This is a genomic window from Cupriavidus sp. 01L43, from assembly GCF_056399925.1.
Map to the genome: position 1 here is coordinate 197,373 of NZ_JBFTSH010000004.1, position 15,930 is coordinate 213,302.

Sequence of the window (15,930 nt, forward strand, 5' to 3'; positions counted from 1 at the left end):
ATCAGGCGAACAGCCCGTGCAGGAACCAGCGGTATTCGCCGCCCTCTTCCTGCCCGCTGCGGGTGGGATGGCCGGGGCGCTCGCGATAGACCCAGCAGCGCAGCCCGTCCGCCCGTTCGGCGATGAAATAGTCGCGCGTGGCCAGTCCGCCATCCCACCAGCCGGCTTCGATGCGCTCGGGGCGGGTGAGCATGACCAGCGGGCCTTCGTAGACGGGCCGGTGCCGCTGCACGCGCAGCGGCCGGGGCGCCTCCAGCAGCCACAGCGGCCGTTCGGGCGGCAGCGTGCCGGTGGCGGGCGCGCGGGGCGGCGGCTCGTCCACCGGGCCCCACTGGTTGGCACATTCGGGGCGATGGTCGGCCAGCGGGCGAGGCTGCAGCACGTTGTCGCGGCCGAGGCGGGCCATCAGCGTATCGATCAGCCGGCCCAGTTCGGCCGGCGCCGCGCCGGGCTCCGGGAACAGCGAATCGCTCTGCGGCAGGCAGGTCTCCATCGCCTCCACGCGCAGCGCCAGGCCGCCCACGGGCGCGTGGAAGCGCACCTTGTCGAGCTTCTCGCGCAGCAGCTTCGACAGGTGCACCGGGTCACGGCTGGGCTGCGCCAGGCCCAGCGGCACGAGCGTGCTGTCCATGTCCTCGCCCAGCCGGTAGCGCTCGTGCTCCAGCACCAGCACGCAGCGCGTAACGCCGGCCTGCTGCGCCGCCAGCCAGCCGGACAGCGCCAGCAGCAGCCGCTGCGCGCCGGCCAGCACCCCGTCGGCCGCTTCGATGCGCCCCGGCAGCTCCATCCGCTGCGCGAAGGCGGGCGGCGCCTCGAACCATGCAAACCCGGCCGGCGCCTGATCGTAAGCCTGATCGAGCCGCGCCAGCAGTGCCGTGCCGATGCGGCGCGACAGTCCCGCGCGCGGCAACTGCCTCACCTGCCCCAGCGTGCGGCAGCCCACGCCCTCGAGCCAGCCCGGATCGGCCAGCGTCTGCAGGCACGCCACGGGCAGGGCATCGAGCAGGCGCGTCATGCGGGCAGGCTGGATGGCGCGGCGCGCGGGCCGCACGATCCCGCGCCGCGTCCGGCGCAGCGGCTGCCGGGCGAGCCAGGCCGCGCCCTGCGCCGTGGTGCCGCAGCCCAGTTGCGCGAACGTGCCGAGCTGCCGCACCCGCGCGCGGATGGCACGGCACAGCGCGCGGTGCCCGCCGAACAGGCGCAGGCTGGCGGTGACGTCGAGCATCACGGTGGCCGATTCGGCATCCGGGTCGATCGTCACGGCCGGCGTGAAGTGGAGCAGCGTCAGCGCCACGTCGGTCATCAACGCCTCTTCGGCCGGGAGGCTGCGCTCCAGTTGCACGACCTCCGCCGACAGCGCCTGCACGCCGCCGCGCCGCATGCCGTACGCCACACCGAGGGCCACGGCCGGGCCGTTGGCCAGCACCACGCGCTCGTGCGCCATCACCGCCACGGGCAGCGCCTGTTGCAGCGTGCCGGAGGCGGGGACGGACGGCGCACCGGCGGCCTCAGGCCAGCTCGGTTGCAGCGCGTCCAGCGGCAGGCGCGGCAGATGCACCGCGATCCAGAACGTCGGCAGCATGATGAGGGGGCACCACGGAAGGCGCGGTGGAGGTGACAGGAGCGGTGGGAATGACGGGCGTGGCGATGCGTGCGGGCACGTGCGCCATGCCGCCCAGCGACAGTTGCAGCGGCGCGTCCCGCACGGGGCCACGGCGCTTGTGGAAGGCAATCGACAGCATGTTGCCGGGCAACGGCGACAGCGCCAGCCGCAGCACGGCCGGCGACGATTCCTGGAGCACGCGCAGGGGCCGCAGCACCCAGACCACGGTATCGCCGGCCTGGGCCAGCACCTGAAGCCGGCGCAGCGCCTCGGGCCGCGCGGCGCCGAGCCACACCAGCACCGCGCCGAACGCCTGGCTGCGCAGCATCTGCTCGGCCGCCCAGAGCATGTCCGTGCGGCGCGAGGCCGGCGGGGTGGCCGCCGGCGGCCGTACCCAGTAGAGCTGGCGCGCCGGCAGGCCGGCCAGCCCCGCCGCCAGCCCGGCGGCATTCGGCAGATAAGGCGGATTGACGAACGCCACCCGCCGCCCCGCCGCGGCCAGCGTGCGCAACGCCGGCATCAGCAGGCGCAGTTCGCCCACGCCATCGTGCGCGAGCAGCAGCTCCGTAACCGCGCCAGCGGGCCAGCCCCCGCCGGGCAGCTCCTGCGCCAGCGCGTCATAGCCGCTCGGGCACACGGGCAGCCGGCCGGCATGGCCCAGTTGCCCGGCGCGCCACAGGCCGGGGTAGCGATGCTCGAGTTCGGCCACCGAGGCCCGGTGATCGGGCACGGGCTCGGGAGGCGAAGGCAGTGGAGACGCACCATCCTCCTCGGCAGGCAGGATGTGCGGGGGCGCAGTCATGGTGATGAATTCGGCACACGCGGCGGGCGTGCGCCATCGGAAGATTGACGATTACTGTATGTTTATACAGTATCGACGCTGGCGCAAGAGGGGCATGGCCGAAGTGGAACGCGCGCCGCCTCGTTGGGCGAAAAGTGGCCCAAAAGGCCCCAAATCTCCCACTACAGTGGGGCAACTGCCACGAAACGACGTGGCGGATTGCAAACAAATGTCAATCCGGATTGTGCAGCGCGGGGCAGGTGCGGAAAAATGCGCCCCTATGAAACGGAATACACGTCAATGTGTGCATCTGCTGATCGCCGGTTTGCAGCGCGAGGGTCCGCTGCGCCGCGACGCGCTGGCCGACGCCTGCGGCTTGTCCCCGGAGGAGACCACCCGGGCGCTGAAGGCCGCGCGGCAGATGAGCGTGATCGACCATGTGCCCTACGGCCCGGGCACCCTGCCGGCTGCCGTCTACTACCAGCTGACGGGGCGCGAACTGCCGCCCGCGCGCAAGAGCACGCGCATACCGCCCGCGCCCGACAACCGCTTCCAGCCCCTGCTGGACGCCTGGTGGAACAGCGACGAACTGGACCGGGTCTGAGGCGTCCGGCTTCGACGCCCCTCCCCGCGCCCTACTTCTCCCGCCGATACCGCGCCTGCATGATCTGCATCCATTCGCCGTCATCGCCCTGCATGAATGAGGTCAGCGTGCGGTTGTCATCGTCCTGGAAGGCGATCACGTCGCGGAATTTCGAGGTCTTGCCCGGCACCAGCTTGCCTTCCGGCGTGAAGGTCGGGCCATCGGCGCGCAGCGTCAGCGTGCGGCCATCGGCCTCGAGGTCACCCTCGTAGATCCACATGTGGGTCATCATCGACCCGATGAAGGTGCCCACGAAGTGCTTGCGCGTGGGGTCATAGCCCAGCGTCATCACCGTGACGGCCTGCCCGCAGCCGGGCATCTCGCCCTCGGAGCGGCCCTGCACCCAGAGGTCGCCCACGGCGCCCACCTGTTCGGGAATCTTCCACTTCTGCGGCGGGGTGTCCGGCCCCATCACCGCCTCGCCTTCGGCCATCCATTTGCCCACCAGCTTCTGCAGCCAGCGGTGTTCGTTGGTCGTTTCGGTCTGCATTGCAACGGTCTCCTGTTGATCGGTTTGATTCAGTCGATGATGTCGCTGCCTATTTGTGTACAGCGTACACAATAGCTTAGGAGATGGTCCCGTACGTGTAAAGACGCGCCAATGAAAAAGCCGCCAAGATGACAGCATTGTCATCTTGGCGGCTCGCAAACCCTTGTATTTACTGGGGCAGCCGTACCTTCGGCACGATGAACTGGTTGCCGGGCGCGCGCATGACATCACACTGGGCGTCGCCCTTGCGCGTCTCGCCGGCCTGGTTCACGAACTCGACGTTGCCGACCACGCTGTAGAAGTCCTCCGCCACGCGCCGCGTGGTGCCGCGCACCCAGCGGAAGCGGTCGGGGTTCGGCAGCCTGGCCTTGACGGCCTCCATGCAGGCCACGGGTGCCTCGGGTGCCTCGGGGCGTCCGCCGCGCTGGCCCAGTTCGATATTGACGGGCGCCTCGGTAGCGAAGGCGAAGGTCGAGAGCGTGGCAGCAGCCAGCGCCACCAGCATGCGGCGCCCCTGCCGTGAAACCGGCAACGTCATGGAATCCCTCCGAAAAACGAAAAACGGCCGACACGCGTGGCGTGCCGGCCGGCCGTCATTGTACTGCGACGTCAGGGCTCAACGTCAGGGCCAACGTCATACCGCGCCTACACCGACATGTCGCGCGGCTCCGGCTTGCTGTCGTCGAACCAGCGGTACAGCACCGGCACCATCACCAGCGTCAGCAGCGTGGAGGTGATCAGGCCGCCAATCACCACCACGGCCAGCGGACGCTGCACCTCGGAGCCCGGTCCGGTCGAGAACAGGAACGGCACCAGGCCCAGCATGGCGATAGTCGCAGTCATCATCACCGGGCGGAAACGCTGCGTAGCGCCGCGCACCACCGCGTTGCGCAGCGACATGCCCGACTCGCGCAGCGTGCGGATGTACGACACCAGCACCACCCCGTTCAGCACCGCCATGCCCCACAGCGCGATAAAGCCCACGGACGCCGGCACGGACAGGTACTCGCCCGTCACGAACAGCCCGATGATCCCGCCGATTGACGCGAACGGCAGCACCGTGATGATCAGCGTGGCAAAGCGCAGCGAGTTGAACAGCAGGAACAGCAGGAAGAAAATCGCGGCGATGGTGATCGGCACGATGATCTTCAGGTGGCCCATGGCGCGCTCCATGTTCTGGAACTGGCCGCCCCACTCGAAGTAGTAGCCCTCGGGCAGCTTGACCTTGCTCTCGGCCGCGCTCTGGAGTTCGGCCACGAAGCCGCCCAGGTCGCGGTCCTTCACGTTGATCATCACCACCACGCGGCGCTTGGCCATTTCGCGGCTGATCTGCGCCGGGCCGTCGCTGACCTCGATCTTGGCCACGGACTCCAGCGGCACCTGCACGCCGCCCGGCGCCGGCACCAATAGCTGGCGAATGGCCTGCACGTTGTCACGGAAGTCCTCGGGCAGGCGCACCGCCGCCGCGAAGCGGCGCTCGCCCTCGAAGATGTCCGTGGCGCGCTTGCCGCCGATGGCAATCTCGATGATGTCGTGGATGTCCGACACGTTCAGCCCGTAGCGCGCAATCGCCTGCCGGTCGATCTCGATCGACAGGTATTGCTGGCCCGAGATCCGTTCGATCCGCACGTCCTGCGAGCCCTGGATGCCGCCCGCCACGCGCGCGATCTCGCCGGCCAGCTCGCGCAGCTTGTCGAGGTCATCGCCGAAGATCTTTACCGCCACGTCGGAACGCACGCCGCTGACCATCTCGTCCACGCGGTCCGAGATCGGCTGCGCCATCACGACCTGCACGCCCGGAATGGCCTTGAGCTTCTCGCGGATGGCATTGGCGATGTCGTCCTGGGTCCAGCCGTCCGGCCACTCGTCGCGCGGCTTCAGGCTGGCGATGGGGGTGGACTCGTTCTGGCCCTGCGGGTCCGCCGGGCTCTCGCCCCGCCCCACGCCGGACACCACGGACTTCACGCCCGGCACCTCCAGCACCAGCTTGTTGGCCATCTTCTCGAGCTTGATCGACTCCTCCAGCGAGATGTTCGGCACACGGTCGATGGCGGGCACGATGGAGCCCTCCTTCATCTCGGGGATGAACGAGGTACCCAGCAGCGGCACGATCAGGATCGTCGCGACGAACAGCCCCACCGCCGACAGCACGGTGGTCTTGCTGTTCTGCAGCGCCCAGTGCAGCATGCGCAGGTAGTTGCGCTTCATGAACGCGATGAGCTTGGTGTCATGCTCGGCGCCGCCCTTGAGCAGGTAGGCGGACAGCACCGGCGACAGCGTCAGCGACAGGAACAGCGAGATCGCCAGCGCAATCGAGATCGTGAAAGCCAGCGGCGCGAACATCTTGCCTTCCATGCCGGACAGCGTCATCAGCGGCAGGAACACCAGGATGATGATGCCTACCCCCACGATCACCGGCGTGGCCACCTCCTGCACCGCCTTGACGAGGATCTCGGTGCGGGTCAGCCCCGATTTCTCGGCGTGGCCCAGCCGCTCGAACGCGTTCTCCACCACCACCACGGAGCCATCCACCATCAGGCCGATGGCGATGGCCAGCCCCCCGAGCGACATCAGGTTGGCCGACAGCCCCACCTTGTTCATGACGATGAACGTCATCAGTGGCGTGAGCACCAGCGTGGCCAGCACAATCACCGACGAGCGCACGTCCCCAAGGAACAGGAACAGCACGATCACCACCAGCACCACGCCTTCGAGCAGCACCTTGGTCACGGTCCAGAGCGCGGCGTCCACCAGTTCGCTGCGGTCGTAGTACGGCACGATCTGCAGCTTGCCGGGCAGCATGCCGCGCTCGTTGATCTCGGCCACGCGGGCCTTCACGCGGCTGACCACTTCCTTGGCGTTGCCGCCGCGCATCATCATCACGATGCCGCCCACGGCCTCGGTCTGGCCGTTCTTGACCAGCGCGCCCTGTCGCACCTCGTGGCCGATGGTCACCTGCGCCACGTCGCGCAGGTAGACTGGCGTGCCGTTGACCTCCTTCAGCACGATACTGCCGATGTCGTCCACGCCCTTGGCAAGGCCCACGCCGCGAATCAGGTACTGCTCGGCATAGTGCGGCAGCACGCCGCCGCCCGAGTTGGCGTTGTTGCGCGCCAGCGCCTGGTAGACCTGCTGGATGTTGACCCCGTAGTGGCGCATCCGCTCCGGGTTGACCAGTGCCTGGTACTGCCGCACGTAGCCGCCCTGCGAGTTGATTTCCGCCACGCCGGGGATCGAGCGCAGCAGCGGCCGCACCACCCAGTCCTGGGCGATGCGGCGCTCGGCCAGCTCCTCCTGCGTCAGTTCGCGGTTGCCATCGTCGGCGCGATCCAGCGTGTACTGGTAGACCTCGCCCAGGCCCGTGGAAACGGGGCCGAGCACCGGCGTCACGTCTGCCGGCATGCGCCCGCCCACCTCGATCAGCCGCTCCATCACCAACTGGCGCGCGAAGTAGACGTCGGTCTTCTCCGTGAACACCAGCGTGATCAGCGACAGGCCCGCCTTGTTCAGCGAGCGCATTTCCTCGAGGCCGGGCAGGCCGGTCATCGACATTTCGATGGGCACCGTGACAAAGCGCTCCACCTCCTCTGGCGAGCGCCCGGTGGCTTCGGTGGCGATCTGCACCTGGACGTTGGTCACGTCCGGGAACGCATCGACCGACAGCTTGCTGGCAGCGCGCAGGCCGAAGAAGAACAACACCACGGCAATCACGCACACCACCAGCCGCTGTTTGATAGCGGCTTCAACTAGGGATGTCATCATGGCCGCTTACCCCTGTTCCAGGCGCTTGCGTTCATTGTCCAGATGGAACGCGCCCTCCACGACCACGCGGTCGCCCGGCTTGATGCCGCCCTGCACGACGCGCATGCCGTCGCTCTCGGCGCCGAGCTTGACCTTGGTGATGCGGTACTGGCCCGGGGAGGTCTCCACGTAGACCTGCTCGTCGTTGCCATCGCGCACCACGGCGGACTCCGGCACCACGAGCTGGTCCACCGGCTTGCCTGCAATCAGCATGCTGGCCAGCATGGCGGGCTTCAGGCGCCCTTCCTTGTTCTCGAGTTCCGTGCGCACCAGCACCGTGCGCGACTGCGGGTTCACGGTGCGGCCGACGTAGATCAGCTTGCCCGTGATGCGGCCGGCACCATTGGCCACCGACGGCACATCGATATCGACACTCTGGCCCTCGGCCACCTGGGCGGCCTGCTGCTCGGGCACCTCGGCGACTACCCAGACGTGCGAGAGGTCGGCCACGGTGTAGAGCGCGTCGGCGGGCTGCACCACCTGGCCCTGGGCCACGTTGCGCTCCACCACGGTGCCCTGGATGCTGGAGTAGACCGGCGAGTACGAGTCGATGCTGCCGTTCTTGGCCAGCGTGGCGATCGACGCCACGGACATGCCCAGCACGCGCAGCTGATCGCGGTAGGCGCGCATCTCGGCGGCGGCGATGGCGTATTCGCTCTCGCGGCGTTGCAGTTCGGCGCGGCCGATCACGTCGGCGGCAAACAGCTGGCGCGCGCGCTCGGCATTGCGGGCCTGCAGCGTGCTCTGCGCCTCGGCCTTCAGGAAGGCCATCTGGGCGGCGCCCAGCTCGCTGCTGTGCAGGCGGGCGAGCACCTGGCCGGCCTTGACCTCCTGGCCGAGGATGCCGTACAGGTCCGTCACCCGGCCGGTCACGCTGGCGCCGATGCGGGACACGCGCTGTTCGTCGAAATCGATGCGGCCGGACACGCGCAGCATCTCGCTGAACGGGGACGTGGCGACGGGCGCCACCTTCAGCGTTTTCTGGAGGTTCTCTTCGGGCTTGACGATGCCGGGCGGCAACTTGGGCGCCTCGGCGGTCGGCTCGGGTTTATCGGAGCAGCCGGCCACGGCCATCAGCATGACCGCGGCGGCGATCAGGGAAAGCAGGCCACGTGGACGATAGGGATGATGGGGGCGCATGATCAGTTCGGAGTCGGCGGATTCGGGGAGTCGGACATCGACGGCGCAGCGGGTGCACCGGGCGCACCGGGTGCGACACCGGCAGCGGTGCCGGGGGCGGTCGACATAAGCTTTTCAATCTGGATGGCGGCAACCTGGAGTTCGTACTGCGCGGAAATCAGTTCGCTACGGGCGTTGCGCAGCACGCGCTGCGCGTCCAGGTAGTCGAGAATGCCCCGCTCGCCGAAGCGGTAGGCGGCCTCGGCCACGCCCAGCGCGGACTCGGCCTCGCGCACGATGCCGGACTCCAGCGCCGTGACCTGCGCCTGGGTGATCTCGTACTGGCGGTAGGCGGTTTCCAGTTCCTGGTTCAGCTCGAACTCGCGCGCCTCCAGCGCGGTGCGGGCCTGGGTGGCCTGCGCCGCCGCCTCGCCCACCGGGCCGCTGCGGCGGTCCCACAGCGGAATCGTCATCACCAGGCCAATCTGCGACACGTTGTTGTCGGGCTGGCGATCCGTGCTGGCACGCACGGCCACTTCCGGCCAGCGCAGCGAGCGCTGGTAGTCCACACCCAGCCGGGCGCGCTCCAGCTCCATGCGGCGCTGGGCCAGTTCCGCGTTGCCGGCCTGCATGGTGTCGCGCAGCACGGGCAGGTTCGGCACATCCGGCGCGTTGCCCAGGGTGCCGGTCAGGCGGAAGTTCGACGGCAGCGCCCCGCCCACCTGCTGGCGCAGCGCGGTCTTGGCCTGCTCGACGCGCAGCTCGGTGGTCTGGAGCGTCTTCTGGGCGGCCAGCAGTTCGGTCTCGGCCTTGATCAGCTCGTAGCGCGGCGCTTCGCCCACGTCCACACGCACCTTGGCGCGGGAATGGATCTGGCGCATCAGGGACAGGTCTTCCTGCGCGGCGGCCAGCTCGGTCTCGCGGCGCAGCACCTGGTAGTACGAGGTCTTCACGCGCGCGGAGAGGTCGCTGCGGAACCCCTGGCGCACGGCCTGCGAGGCTTCGAACCCGCGTCCGGCCATCTCCTGGCGCAGGCTGCGCTGCTGCGGATAGTCGAACTTCTGCACGAAGGCGTAGGACGGCGCGTTGCCGCTGGCGACACCGGCCTCCTTGCCGTGAAGTCGACCGTACATCACTTCCACCTGCGGATTCGGATAGGCCCGCGCGGTGCTGATGGCCGCGGACGCGGCATCGACATTGGCCTGCGCGGCCTCCACGCCCTTGTTGGTGGACTGGGCCAGCGAGAGCAGGTAAGGCAGGTCGAAGCTGTCGGCAGCGGCCATCGTGGCCGGTGAGGCGGCGCGCGGCAGCGTCACGGGGCCGGACGGCGCGGCAGGCTTGGTGGTGGCGGACTGCGCCACCTTGGGCGCGGCGGCGGAGCCACCGGGCACAGGCTGCGCGGCCATTGCCGGCGCCGCTACCAGCGATAGCGACGCGACCCAGGTCAGCGTTTTATTGATAGTCATGTCGGAATCAATCGAGCGATACAACTGCCCGACGCCGCCACGATGGCCAGGCGCGTCCTCGGCTGCGGCGGGCGCGAGAGGACCTGCATGGCATCACGCCGTGACGGCTCGGATCACGGACGCTTGGGGGCGCTCAGGGGCAATGGACGGGACGACGGACGGCTGGTTAAGAGTAGTCGCTCAATGCCATGAAGACAGAGGCGACCGTGTCAGAGACAGCGCGCGGGGTGGCCCGGGAGATCAGGCGAGGAGATTGGGCGGCCGGAACAGGCCGTCCGGTTGGGACGCGGAGCGTCCCGGCAGGATGGGCGCCACGTCGTCGATCGACTGGGCCAGTTTCATGTCGGGGAGATCGAACAGCGCGCTGGATTCCTCGATTTCATCGAGCAGGTCCAGCGGGTCGAGCAGATCGGCCGACCAGATATTGCAGTAGCCGGGCGGCGGCGCGTTGTCGAACAGCGCCTCGGCCTCCAGCGCGGCATCGCCGGGCAGGACGATCTGGGCGAGGTCGTCACCGGTTGCCAGCATCGCGTCATAGTCCGGCATGGCCGCCTCCACCTTCGGCGTGCCCGCGAGCGCACCCGCCGCTGCCGTAAAGGACAGCGCGGACAAGCACAGGGCAGTCAGCACGAAGAGGATGAAACGTCTCAAAACGGGGGCGCGATGGGCGTTGGGGCGATTGGGGGCACTCACCGGGACGGCGCTGGGGTTCTTGCAGAACACGCACCAGTACCGGCGTTGCTGCGGTACAGCATTGTAACCGAACGCAACAATTGACTGGTCAGACGGGGTAGTAGTTCCCCTAGGACCGTCGCCCCGATGCCCGCGGTCATCCCCAGCAGCGGTGCTACGATCGCCGCTTTGGAACCCGCAGCGCGCCGGCGCACGCACGCGCCGCCATCGTCATATGCATCGAATTTTCCGTAGATCGCTGATCCGGCTGACCATTTTCCTGAGCTTCGCCACCGGCACCCTCGCCGCCCACGCCGAAGGCATCGACCTCGACTGCGACCCCGCCCTGGCCGCCACCGCCCTCCCCGCCCACCGCCTGATCTGCGACCACGCGCTGCTATCCATGGGCTACCGCCGGATCTTCGCGGACCAGCAGCGGTTGCTGCGGGAGCAGAAGATTACGGACGCGGATGTGGCGGCGTTCCGCAAGCAGCGGGATGCGTGTACGTCTTTGGAGTGTCTGGATGTGGTGTTTTCGGGGTGGAAGGTGAAGGCGGGGGCGGTCAAGGGGAGAAAGCCCTGAGCTGGCGGCGCCTGGCGGGTCGATCTCTTCCCGCGTGTCGCGGCCAGCGCAGGCTCAACTCGCAATGAGATTCAGAAACCGTTGCACGCCAGGATTGTCGTTGCCGCGGAAGAACTGCTGCGGAGGCGCATCTTCCACTACCACGCCACCTTCCATGAATACGACGCGGTCAGCCACGTCCTGAGCGAAACGCACCTCGTGTGTCACCACCAGCATCGTCATGCCTTCCCGCGCCAGTTCGCGCATGACCACGAGCACATCCTCGCGGAGCACGGGGTCGAGTGCGGACGTTGGCTCATCGAACAGGATCACATCGGGATCCATGGCCAGGCCGCGTGCAATGGCCACGCGCTGCTTCTGGCCACCGGACAGGCGTGACGGATACTCATTGGCCTTGGCACTCAACCCTACGCGCTCCAGCAGCGCCATTCCCCGTGTCATGGCCACCTTGCGGTCGACCTTCTTGACACTCACCGGGCCTTCGATCACGTTCTCGATAACCGTGCGATGCGGGAAGAGGTTGAACGACTGAAACACCATCGCGGATCGCTGGCGGATCGCAGCGATCCGCTTCCTGTTCTCGCGCGAGAGCTCCCGATTCGGAAAGCACTCGACTTCCGTGCCGCAGACCCGTATGGATCCGGCGTCGGGCTGCTCGAGAAAGTTCAGCGATCGCAACAGCGTGGTCTTGCCAGACCCGGAGGGTCCCATGATCACGACGACCTCGCCCTTGGCGACGCTGAAGTCGACGCCAAGGAGTACCGGCGTTCCACCGAATGATTTGGTCAGGCCACGTACGCAGATTGTTGCTTCCGTATTGTTCATAGATAACGCTTCGACGCCCTGCTTTCCAGCACTGTCTGCAGGATCGTCAGGATCTGGTTCACTACCCAATAGATAAGCCCGACCATCAGGAACATTTCCATGTACCGGAAGGTGGTCGCGCCGACCTGCTCGGCGACCCGGGTCAATTCCACCACCGTGATCGTCGACGCCAGCGAGGTATCCTTGATCAGGGCGATCATGCGGCTGCCCACGGGCGGAATGGCAATGCGAAGCCCCTGCGGCAGGATCACGCGCGACATGGCCTTCCAGTACCCCATGCCGAGCGACATCGCGGCTTCCCATTGGCCCTTGTCCACCGCGCCGATACCCGCCCGGAAGTTCTCGCTCAGATAGGCCGCGGCAAACAGCGTGAGTGCAAGCAGTGCAGCGGGAATCGGGTCGAGCGTCACACCGTAGTGCGGCAATCCGAAATAGAGCAGCAGGATCTGTACGAGCAGCGGCGTGCCCCGGAAAACCGACACGTAAGCGAAGGCCAACGCCCGCAGCGCAACGAAGCGGGAGAGCCGGGCGAGGGCCAGCAGCAGGCCGAGGATCGACCCGAGCGTGAACGCGCCGAGCCCCAGGAACAGCGTCATCAGGACGGCGTCCTTGAGCAGTGGCAGCGAACGGAGGAATAGCTCGCCCATCACTTACTCCTTGTCTTCGTTTGCCCTGGCAATGGCACCACGCATGTCATAGTCACCACTTACCCACCGCTTCGCCAGCCGGTCGACCGTGCCATCCGCCAGCATCTCGCCAATTGCCTTGTTGATCGCCGCCGCCAGGGCTGGCTGGTTCTTCGCGAGCGCAGGCGCCGAGAGCTGGTAGGTCAGCGGTTCGCCGACCTCCTTCAGGGGAAGCTTGTTGACCGTCGCGTATCGCAGCCCGCCAAAATGCGACACGATCACCGCATCGATGCGCCCGTTGGCGAGATCGCTGAACAGCAGTCCGCCGTTGTCGTAGGAGCGCAGCTCGGAAGACGTGAGATGCTTGCGTGCCCAGGATTCGTTGCTGGAGCCCGTTGTCACGCCGACGCGTTTCGCGCCGAGATCGCCACGTCCCTTGATGGTCGTAGTGTCGGCACGCACAAAAATCCGGAAGTCCTCCGCACCGTACGGCGTGCCGAAGTCCACTTGCTTGCTGCGCTCGACCGTCGGGGTCAGGTCGTTCATGACCACGTCGTACTTACCCGCCTTCAGGCCTTCGATGAAGTTCTTTCCCGAGTCGGCGATGAACACGACCTTCTGTACACCCATGCGCCGTGCCACTTCCTTGGCGATCTCGACGTCGTAGCCGGCAGGCTGGTTCTTCTCGTCGAGCATGCTCCACGGCGGGCTGCTTTGGGTGTTGGCCACACGCAGCACGTTGTCTGCCTTGATCTTCGGAAGGAGATCGGTAGCGTGAGCGGCCGGCCATAGGCCCATCATCACACCCACCAAGAGTGCCTGCCTGAGTCGCATTGTCAGAGGCCAACGTTTCATTTTTTATCCTGTTGCTGTGTGTGTGGGGGGGGGGAGAAATCAGACCGGCCGATGGCCGGCATACTGTTCGAAGCCGTGCTCAAGGTCGGCGATGAGTCGCTGCGTGTCCTCAAGACCAATGGACACGCGGAAGATCGGCTGGTCGGTGGGTGGGAATCTGCGAGCCTTCTGGATCCCTGCCGGGTAGAACGCGATCAGACTATGCGTCCCGCCCCAGCTTGCACCGATCGAAAACACCTTGAGCGCGTTGAAGAACGCTGCGACCGCCTGTTCCGGGGCAGGTTTGAGCACGAATGAGAATAGGCACCCGGCAGCCGTGAAGTCCCGCTTCCAGATCGTATGCCCGGGGTCGTCTGGCAAGGCAGCGAACAGCACGCGATCGACAACTGGGTGGTGCCGCATCCATTGCGCCACCTCCAGTGCGCGCCTGCCCTGCTCGGCGAAGCGCAAGGGGAACGTCTCCAGACCGCGCAACACCAAAAAGCAGTCGTCCGCACTCACGGCAAGGCCCAGGGTGGCTTGCGCCTCGCGCAGTTTTTCGTACAGCGTGAAGTCGTTCGTGCTGATCGCACCCATCAGCAGGTCGGAATGCCCGCCGAAGAACTTCGTGGCGGCCTCGATACTCATGTCCACACCATGCAGGAGCGGCTGGAACCCAAGCGGACTCGCCCAGGTGTTGTCCATCATGGTGAGGATGCCGCGCCGCCGGGCCTCGGCGGCAATTTTCGGTACATCGGGCATTTCCATCGACACCGTCCCCGGAGACTCGAGGCAGATCATCCGTGTCGACGGCAGGATGTAGGAAGCGATGTCGCTGCCAATGTCGGCCGGATAGACATCGACATCCACACCAAGACGGGCCAGCCAGTCGCCCGCGAAGGCCTTCAGGCCGCCATAGCACGCGTCGGAAATCAGGATGTGGTCGCCGCTTTTGACGAATGGCATGATCGCGCTGACCAGCGCGGCCTGCCCAGACGGAACGACGACGCAGTGGCTGGCGCCTTCCAGCGCCGCGATCCTGCCCTCCAGCTCGCGGTGGGTCGGGGTACCAGTCACCCCGTAGCTGAATCCATCTGGCTGGCGTGATTTTCGCGCAACGAAATCTTCATACGAATCGAATACGATCGTGGACGCCCTGAATACACCAGGAGAAAGACTCTCAAAAGGTTGGTTACGGTAGTCGGCCGGTGGCGTGCTCATTTTTCAATGCCAGTGAATATGTGCCAGCATTTTTGACCACGATTTCAAATCCATCCACCTGCGGGACTTTTCAATCGAGAAGCCTGGCTTATTGGCCAATGAGCCATATCACCTTGCCTTGCGCCCGGGAAAATCCAGATATTCGCTATCTGGAATATCGCAATCAGTGGAATCCCCATCAGGGTATTGGATAAGCTTTCCGGCGGTGGGCGGGATTAGGCATCCAGATATCTGTTGATTTTGTCGGTCTCAGACTGAAGTTGCAGGCGCAGGTACCTCAGGAACTCCTGCCCGTTCGTGGAAACCGGCCGCCCCGGTCGCATGATGAGCAGCGTGCGCGCATCGATCGCCACTGCCAGGCGGCGGACCACAAGTCCGCGCGCCATATAGTCCAGCGCCGCAATCGGATTGACCAGCGCCAGGCCAACTCCCGCCAGTGCCAACTCACAGGCAGTCGCCGAGAGCGGCGTCTCGATGACACGGCGGAGCGTCACGCCATGTTCGACCAGCGCGCTCTCGAGGCGAGTCCTACCCAGATCCTCCGGGTTCATGTCGATGAAGGCGTCCGAAGCGAGGTCGCCCAGTTGAATCACCCGCCGCGCGCGCAGCGGGTGTTCAGGCGACATGGCAACCACGCCGGAAAACGTCGAAAACACCGAATGTTCGACACTCTGGGTCGCCACCTCATCATTCATGAGCCCGAAATCAACCAGGCCAGCGGAGACGAGCTGGAAGACCTCCTTCGAACTGCCGACCTGCAGAGACATTCGCACATCTCGCTTTTGCGGCGCGAAGGCGGCGATTGCCCGGCTCACGAAGGAAACGCCGAAGGCTGGGTACGAGGCCACCGATAGCCGCCCGACGCCGAACATTCTCAGGCTTCGGATGCGGTGTTCGATAGCCTCGTAGCCGACGAAGAACTTGTCCACCTCCGTCATCAGCGCGTGCGCTTCCTGGGTCGGCTGCAGGCGGCCGCCAATCCGGTCGAACAGACGCAATTCGGCCAACTCCTCAAGCTTGCGGATGGCCTGGCTCACGGCCGGCTGGGACACCCCAAGCAACCGGGCCGCTTTGCCGGTCGATCCCGACGTGATGACCGCCCGAAATGCCTCAATTTCCCTGATATACACCTATAAGCTCCGCTTCTGTATCAAGAAGGTAAATGAGTGGACTGCGAATATGGGGACGTGAAAAATCCGGCCACGCACAAGACGGCATCGAGATTTTCTGGATAACCGTTCTCCGGACAAGGCTCAAGAGAAAAGA

At 66.3% G+C, this 15,930-nt stretch carries 15 protein-coding genes; 2 read left to right on the plus strand and 13 right to left on the minus strand.

Annotation, left to right across the window (positions count from 1 at the left end; genetic code table 11):
• Position 1 precedes the first annotated feature (1 nt).
• The gene (locus tag AC1DP9_RS09720) at positions 2 to 1,582 is read right to left on the minus strand and encodes a Y-family DNA polymerase (RefSeq protein WP_477107207.1); all 1,581 of its coding nucleotides are present in this window, start codon (positions 1,580 to 1,582) and stop codon (positions 2 to 4) included.
• Positions 1,509 to 2,405 carry a translesion DNA synthesis-associated protein ImuA gene (gene imuA, locus AC1DP9_RS09725; RefSeq protein ID WP_477107208.1) on the minus strand — a complete coding sequence of 299 codons (897 nt, stop codon included), beginning with the start codon at positions 2,403 to 2,405 and terminating at the stop codon, positions 1,509 to 1,511. Before imuA ends, AC1DP9_RS09720 begins: the two co-directional genes overlap by 74 nt.
• Positions 2,406 to 2,664: 259 nt before the next feature.
• On the opposite strand from imuA, the gene AC1DP9_RS09730 reads away from it, so the two are divergent.
• A complete protein-coding gene (locus tag AC1DP9_RS09730; RefSeq protein WP_477107209.1) occupies positions 2,665 to 2,988 on the plus strand; it encodes a hypothetical protein in 324 nt (107 codons plus the stop codon).
• Between the two features lie 31 nt (positions 2,989 to 3,019).
• Here the strand turns inward: AC1DP9_RS09730 and AC1DP9_RS09735 are convergent, their stop codons facing one another.
• From AC1DP9_RS09735 to AC1DP9_RS09760, 6 genes are all read right to left on the minus strand, one after another.
• On the minus strand, positions 3,020 to 3,517 hold the full coding sequence (locus AC1DP9_RS09735) for a DUF1579 domain-containing protein (RefSeq protein WP_092294728.1): 498 nt from the start codon (positions 3,515 to 3,517) through the stop codon (positions 3,020 to 3,022).
• A gap of 169 nt (positions 3,518 to 3,686) precedes the next feature.
• A complete protein-coding gene (locus AC1DP9_RS09740) occupies positions 3,687 to 4,055 on the minus strand; it encodes a DUF2880 domain-containing protein (protein ID WP_143093892.1) in 369 nt (122 codons plus the stop codon).
• A 107-nt stretch (positions 4,056 to 4,162) separates the two neighbouring features.
• Positions 4,163 to 7,279 carry an efflux RND transporter permease subunit gene (locus AC1DP9_RS09745; protein WP_477107210.1) on the minus strand — a complete coding sequence of 1,039 codons (3,117 nt, stop codon included), beginning with the start codon at positions 7,277 to 7,279 and terminating at the stop codon, positions 4,163 to 4,165.
• A 6-nt stretch (positions 7,280 to 7,285) separates the two neighbouring features.
• On the minus strand, positions 7,286 to 8,458 hold the full coding sequence (locus AC1DP9_RS09750) for an efflux RND transporter periplasmic adaptor subunit (RefSeq protein WP_477107211.1): 1,173 nt from the start codon (positions 8,456 to 8,458) through the stop codon (positions 7,286 to 7,288).
• A 2-nt stretch (positions 8,459 to 8,460) separates the two neighbouring features.
• Positions 8,461 to 9,903, minus strand: coding sequence for a TolC family protein (locus tag AC1DP9_RS09755; RefSeq protein ID WP_092295093.1), 1,443 nt, complete (start codon positions 9,901 to 9,903; stop codon positions 8,461 to 8,463).
• A 240-nt stretch (positions 9,904 to 10,143) separates the two neighbouring features.
• Complete coding sequence (locus tag AC1DP9_RS09760) at positions 10,144 to 10,554, minus strand: auxiliary protein of the heavy metal cation-transporting efflux system HmyCBA (protein ID WP_092294720.1); 411 nt, start codon at positions 10,552 to 10,554, stop codon at positions 10,144 to 10,146.
• A 256-nt stretch (positions 10,555 to 10,810) separates the two neighbouring features.
• On the opposite strand from AC1DP9_RS09760, the gene AC1DP9_RS09765 reads away from it, so the two are divergent.
• The gene (locus AC1DP9_RS09765) at positions 10,811 to 11,158 is read left to right on the plus strand and encodes a hypothetical protein (RefSeq protein ID WP_477107212.1); all 348 of its coding nucleotides are present in this window, start codon (positions 10,811 to 10,813) and stop codon (positions 11,156 to 11,158) included.
• A 54-nt stretch (positions 11,159 to 11,212) separates the two neighbouring features.
• Here AC1DP9_RS09765 and AC1DP9_RS09770 read toward each other — a convergent pair whose 3' ends face one another.
• From AC1DP9_RS09770 to AC1DP9_RS09790, 5 genes are all read right to left on the minus strand, one after another.
• Positions 11,213 to 11,983, minus strand: a complete 771-nt coding sequence (locus AC1DP9_RS09770) for an amino acid ABC transporter ATP-binding protein (protein ID WP_092294718.1) — start codon at positions 11,981 to 11,983, stop codon at positions 11,213 to 11,215.
• The gene (locus tag AC1DP9_RS09775) at positions 11,980 to 12,630 is read right to left on the minus strand and encodes an amino acid ABC transporter permease (protein WP_092294716.1); all 651 of its coding nucleotides are present in this window, start codon (positions 12,628 to 12,630) and stop codon (positions 11,980 to 11,982) included. Before AC1DP9_RS09775 ends, AC1DP9_RS09770 begins: the two co-directional genes overlap by 4 nt.
• Positions 12,631 to 12,633: 3 nt before the next feature.
• A complete protein-coding gene (locus AC1DP9_RS09780; RefSeq protein WP_477107213.1) occupies positions 12,634 to 13,464 on the minus strand; it encodes a transporter substrate-binding domain-containing protein in 831 nt (276 codons plus the stop codon).
• A gap of 39 nt (positions 13,465 to 13,503) precedes the next feature.
• On the minus strand, positions 13,504 to 14,664 hold the full coding sequence (gene metC / locus AC1DP9_RS09785; protein WP_092294712.1) for a cystathionine beta-lyase: 1,161 nt from the start codon (positions 14,662 to 14,664) through the stop codon (positions 13,504 to 13,506).
• Positions 14,665 to 14,879: 215 nt separating this feature from the next.
• On the minus strand, positions 14,880 to 15,794 hold the full coding sequence (locus AC1DP9_RS09790) for a LysR substrate-binding domain-containing protein (protein WP_092294710.1): 915 nt from the start codon (positions 15,792 to 15,794) through the stop codon (positions 14,880 to 14,882).
• Between the last annotated feature and the right edge of the window lie 136 nt (positions 15,795 to 15,930).

Excerpts from the sequence above, each read along its gene's own strand:
- AC1DP9_RS09720 (WP_477107207.1), bottom strand. The coding sequence starts at position 1,582 with ATGCTGCCGACGTTCTGGATCGCGGTGCATCTGCCGCGCCTGCCGCTG.
- imuA (WP_477107208.1), bottom strand. The coding sequence starts at position 2,405 with ATGACTGCGCCCCCGCACATCCTGCCTGCCGAGGAGGATGGTGCGTCT.
- AC1DP9_RS09730 (WP_477107209.1), top strand. The coding sequence starts at position 2,665 with ATGAAACGGAATACACGTCAATGTGTGCATCTGCTGATCGCCGGTTTG.
- AC1DP9_RS09735 (WP_092294728.1), bottom strand. The coding sequence starts at position 3,517 with ATGCAGACCGAAACGACCAACGAACACCGCTGGCTGCAGAAGCTGGTG.
- AC1DP9_RS09740 (WP_143093892.1), bottom strand. The coding sequence starts at position 4,055 with ATGACGTTGCCGGTTTCACGGCAGGGGCGCCGCATGCTGGTGGCGCTG.
- AC1DP9_RS09745 (WP_477107210.1), bottom strand. The coding sequence starts at position 7,279 with ATGATGACATCCCTAGTTGAAGCCGCTATCAAACAGCGGCTGGTGGTG.
- AC1DP9_RS09750 (WP_477107211.1), bottom strand. The coding sequence starts at position 8,458 with ATGCGCCCCCATCATCCCTATCGTCCACGTGGCCTGCTTTCCCTGATC.
- AC1DP9_RS09755 (WP_092295093.1), bottom strand. The coding sequence starts at position 9,903 with ATGACTATCAATAAAACGCTGACCTGGGTCGCGTCGCTATCGCTGGTA.
- AC1DP9_RS09765 (WP_477107212.1), top strand. The coding sequence starts at position 10,811 with ATGCATCGAATTTTCCGTAGATCGCTGATCCGGCTGACCATTTTCCTG.
- AC1DP9_RS09770 (WP_092294718.1), bottom strand. The coding sequence starts at position 11,983 with ATGAACAATACGGAAGCAACAATCTGCGTACGTGGCCTGACCAAATCA.
- AC1DP9_RS09775 (WP_092294716.1), bottom strand. The coding sequence starts at position 12,630 with ATGGGCGAGCTATTCCTCCGTTCGCTGCCACTGCTCAAGGACGCCGTC.
- AC1DP9_RS09780 (WP_477107213.1), bottom strand. The coding sequence starts at position 13,464 with ATGAAACGTTGGCCTCTGACAATGCGACTCAGGCAGGCACTCTTGGTG.
- metC (WP_092294712.1), bottom strand. The coding sequence starts at position 14,664 with ATGAGCACGCCACCGGCCGACTACCGTAACCAACCTTTTGAGAGTCTT.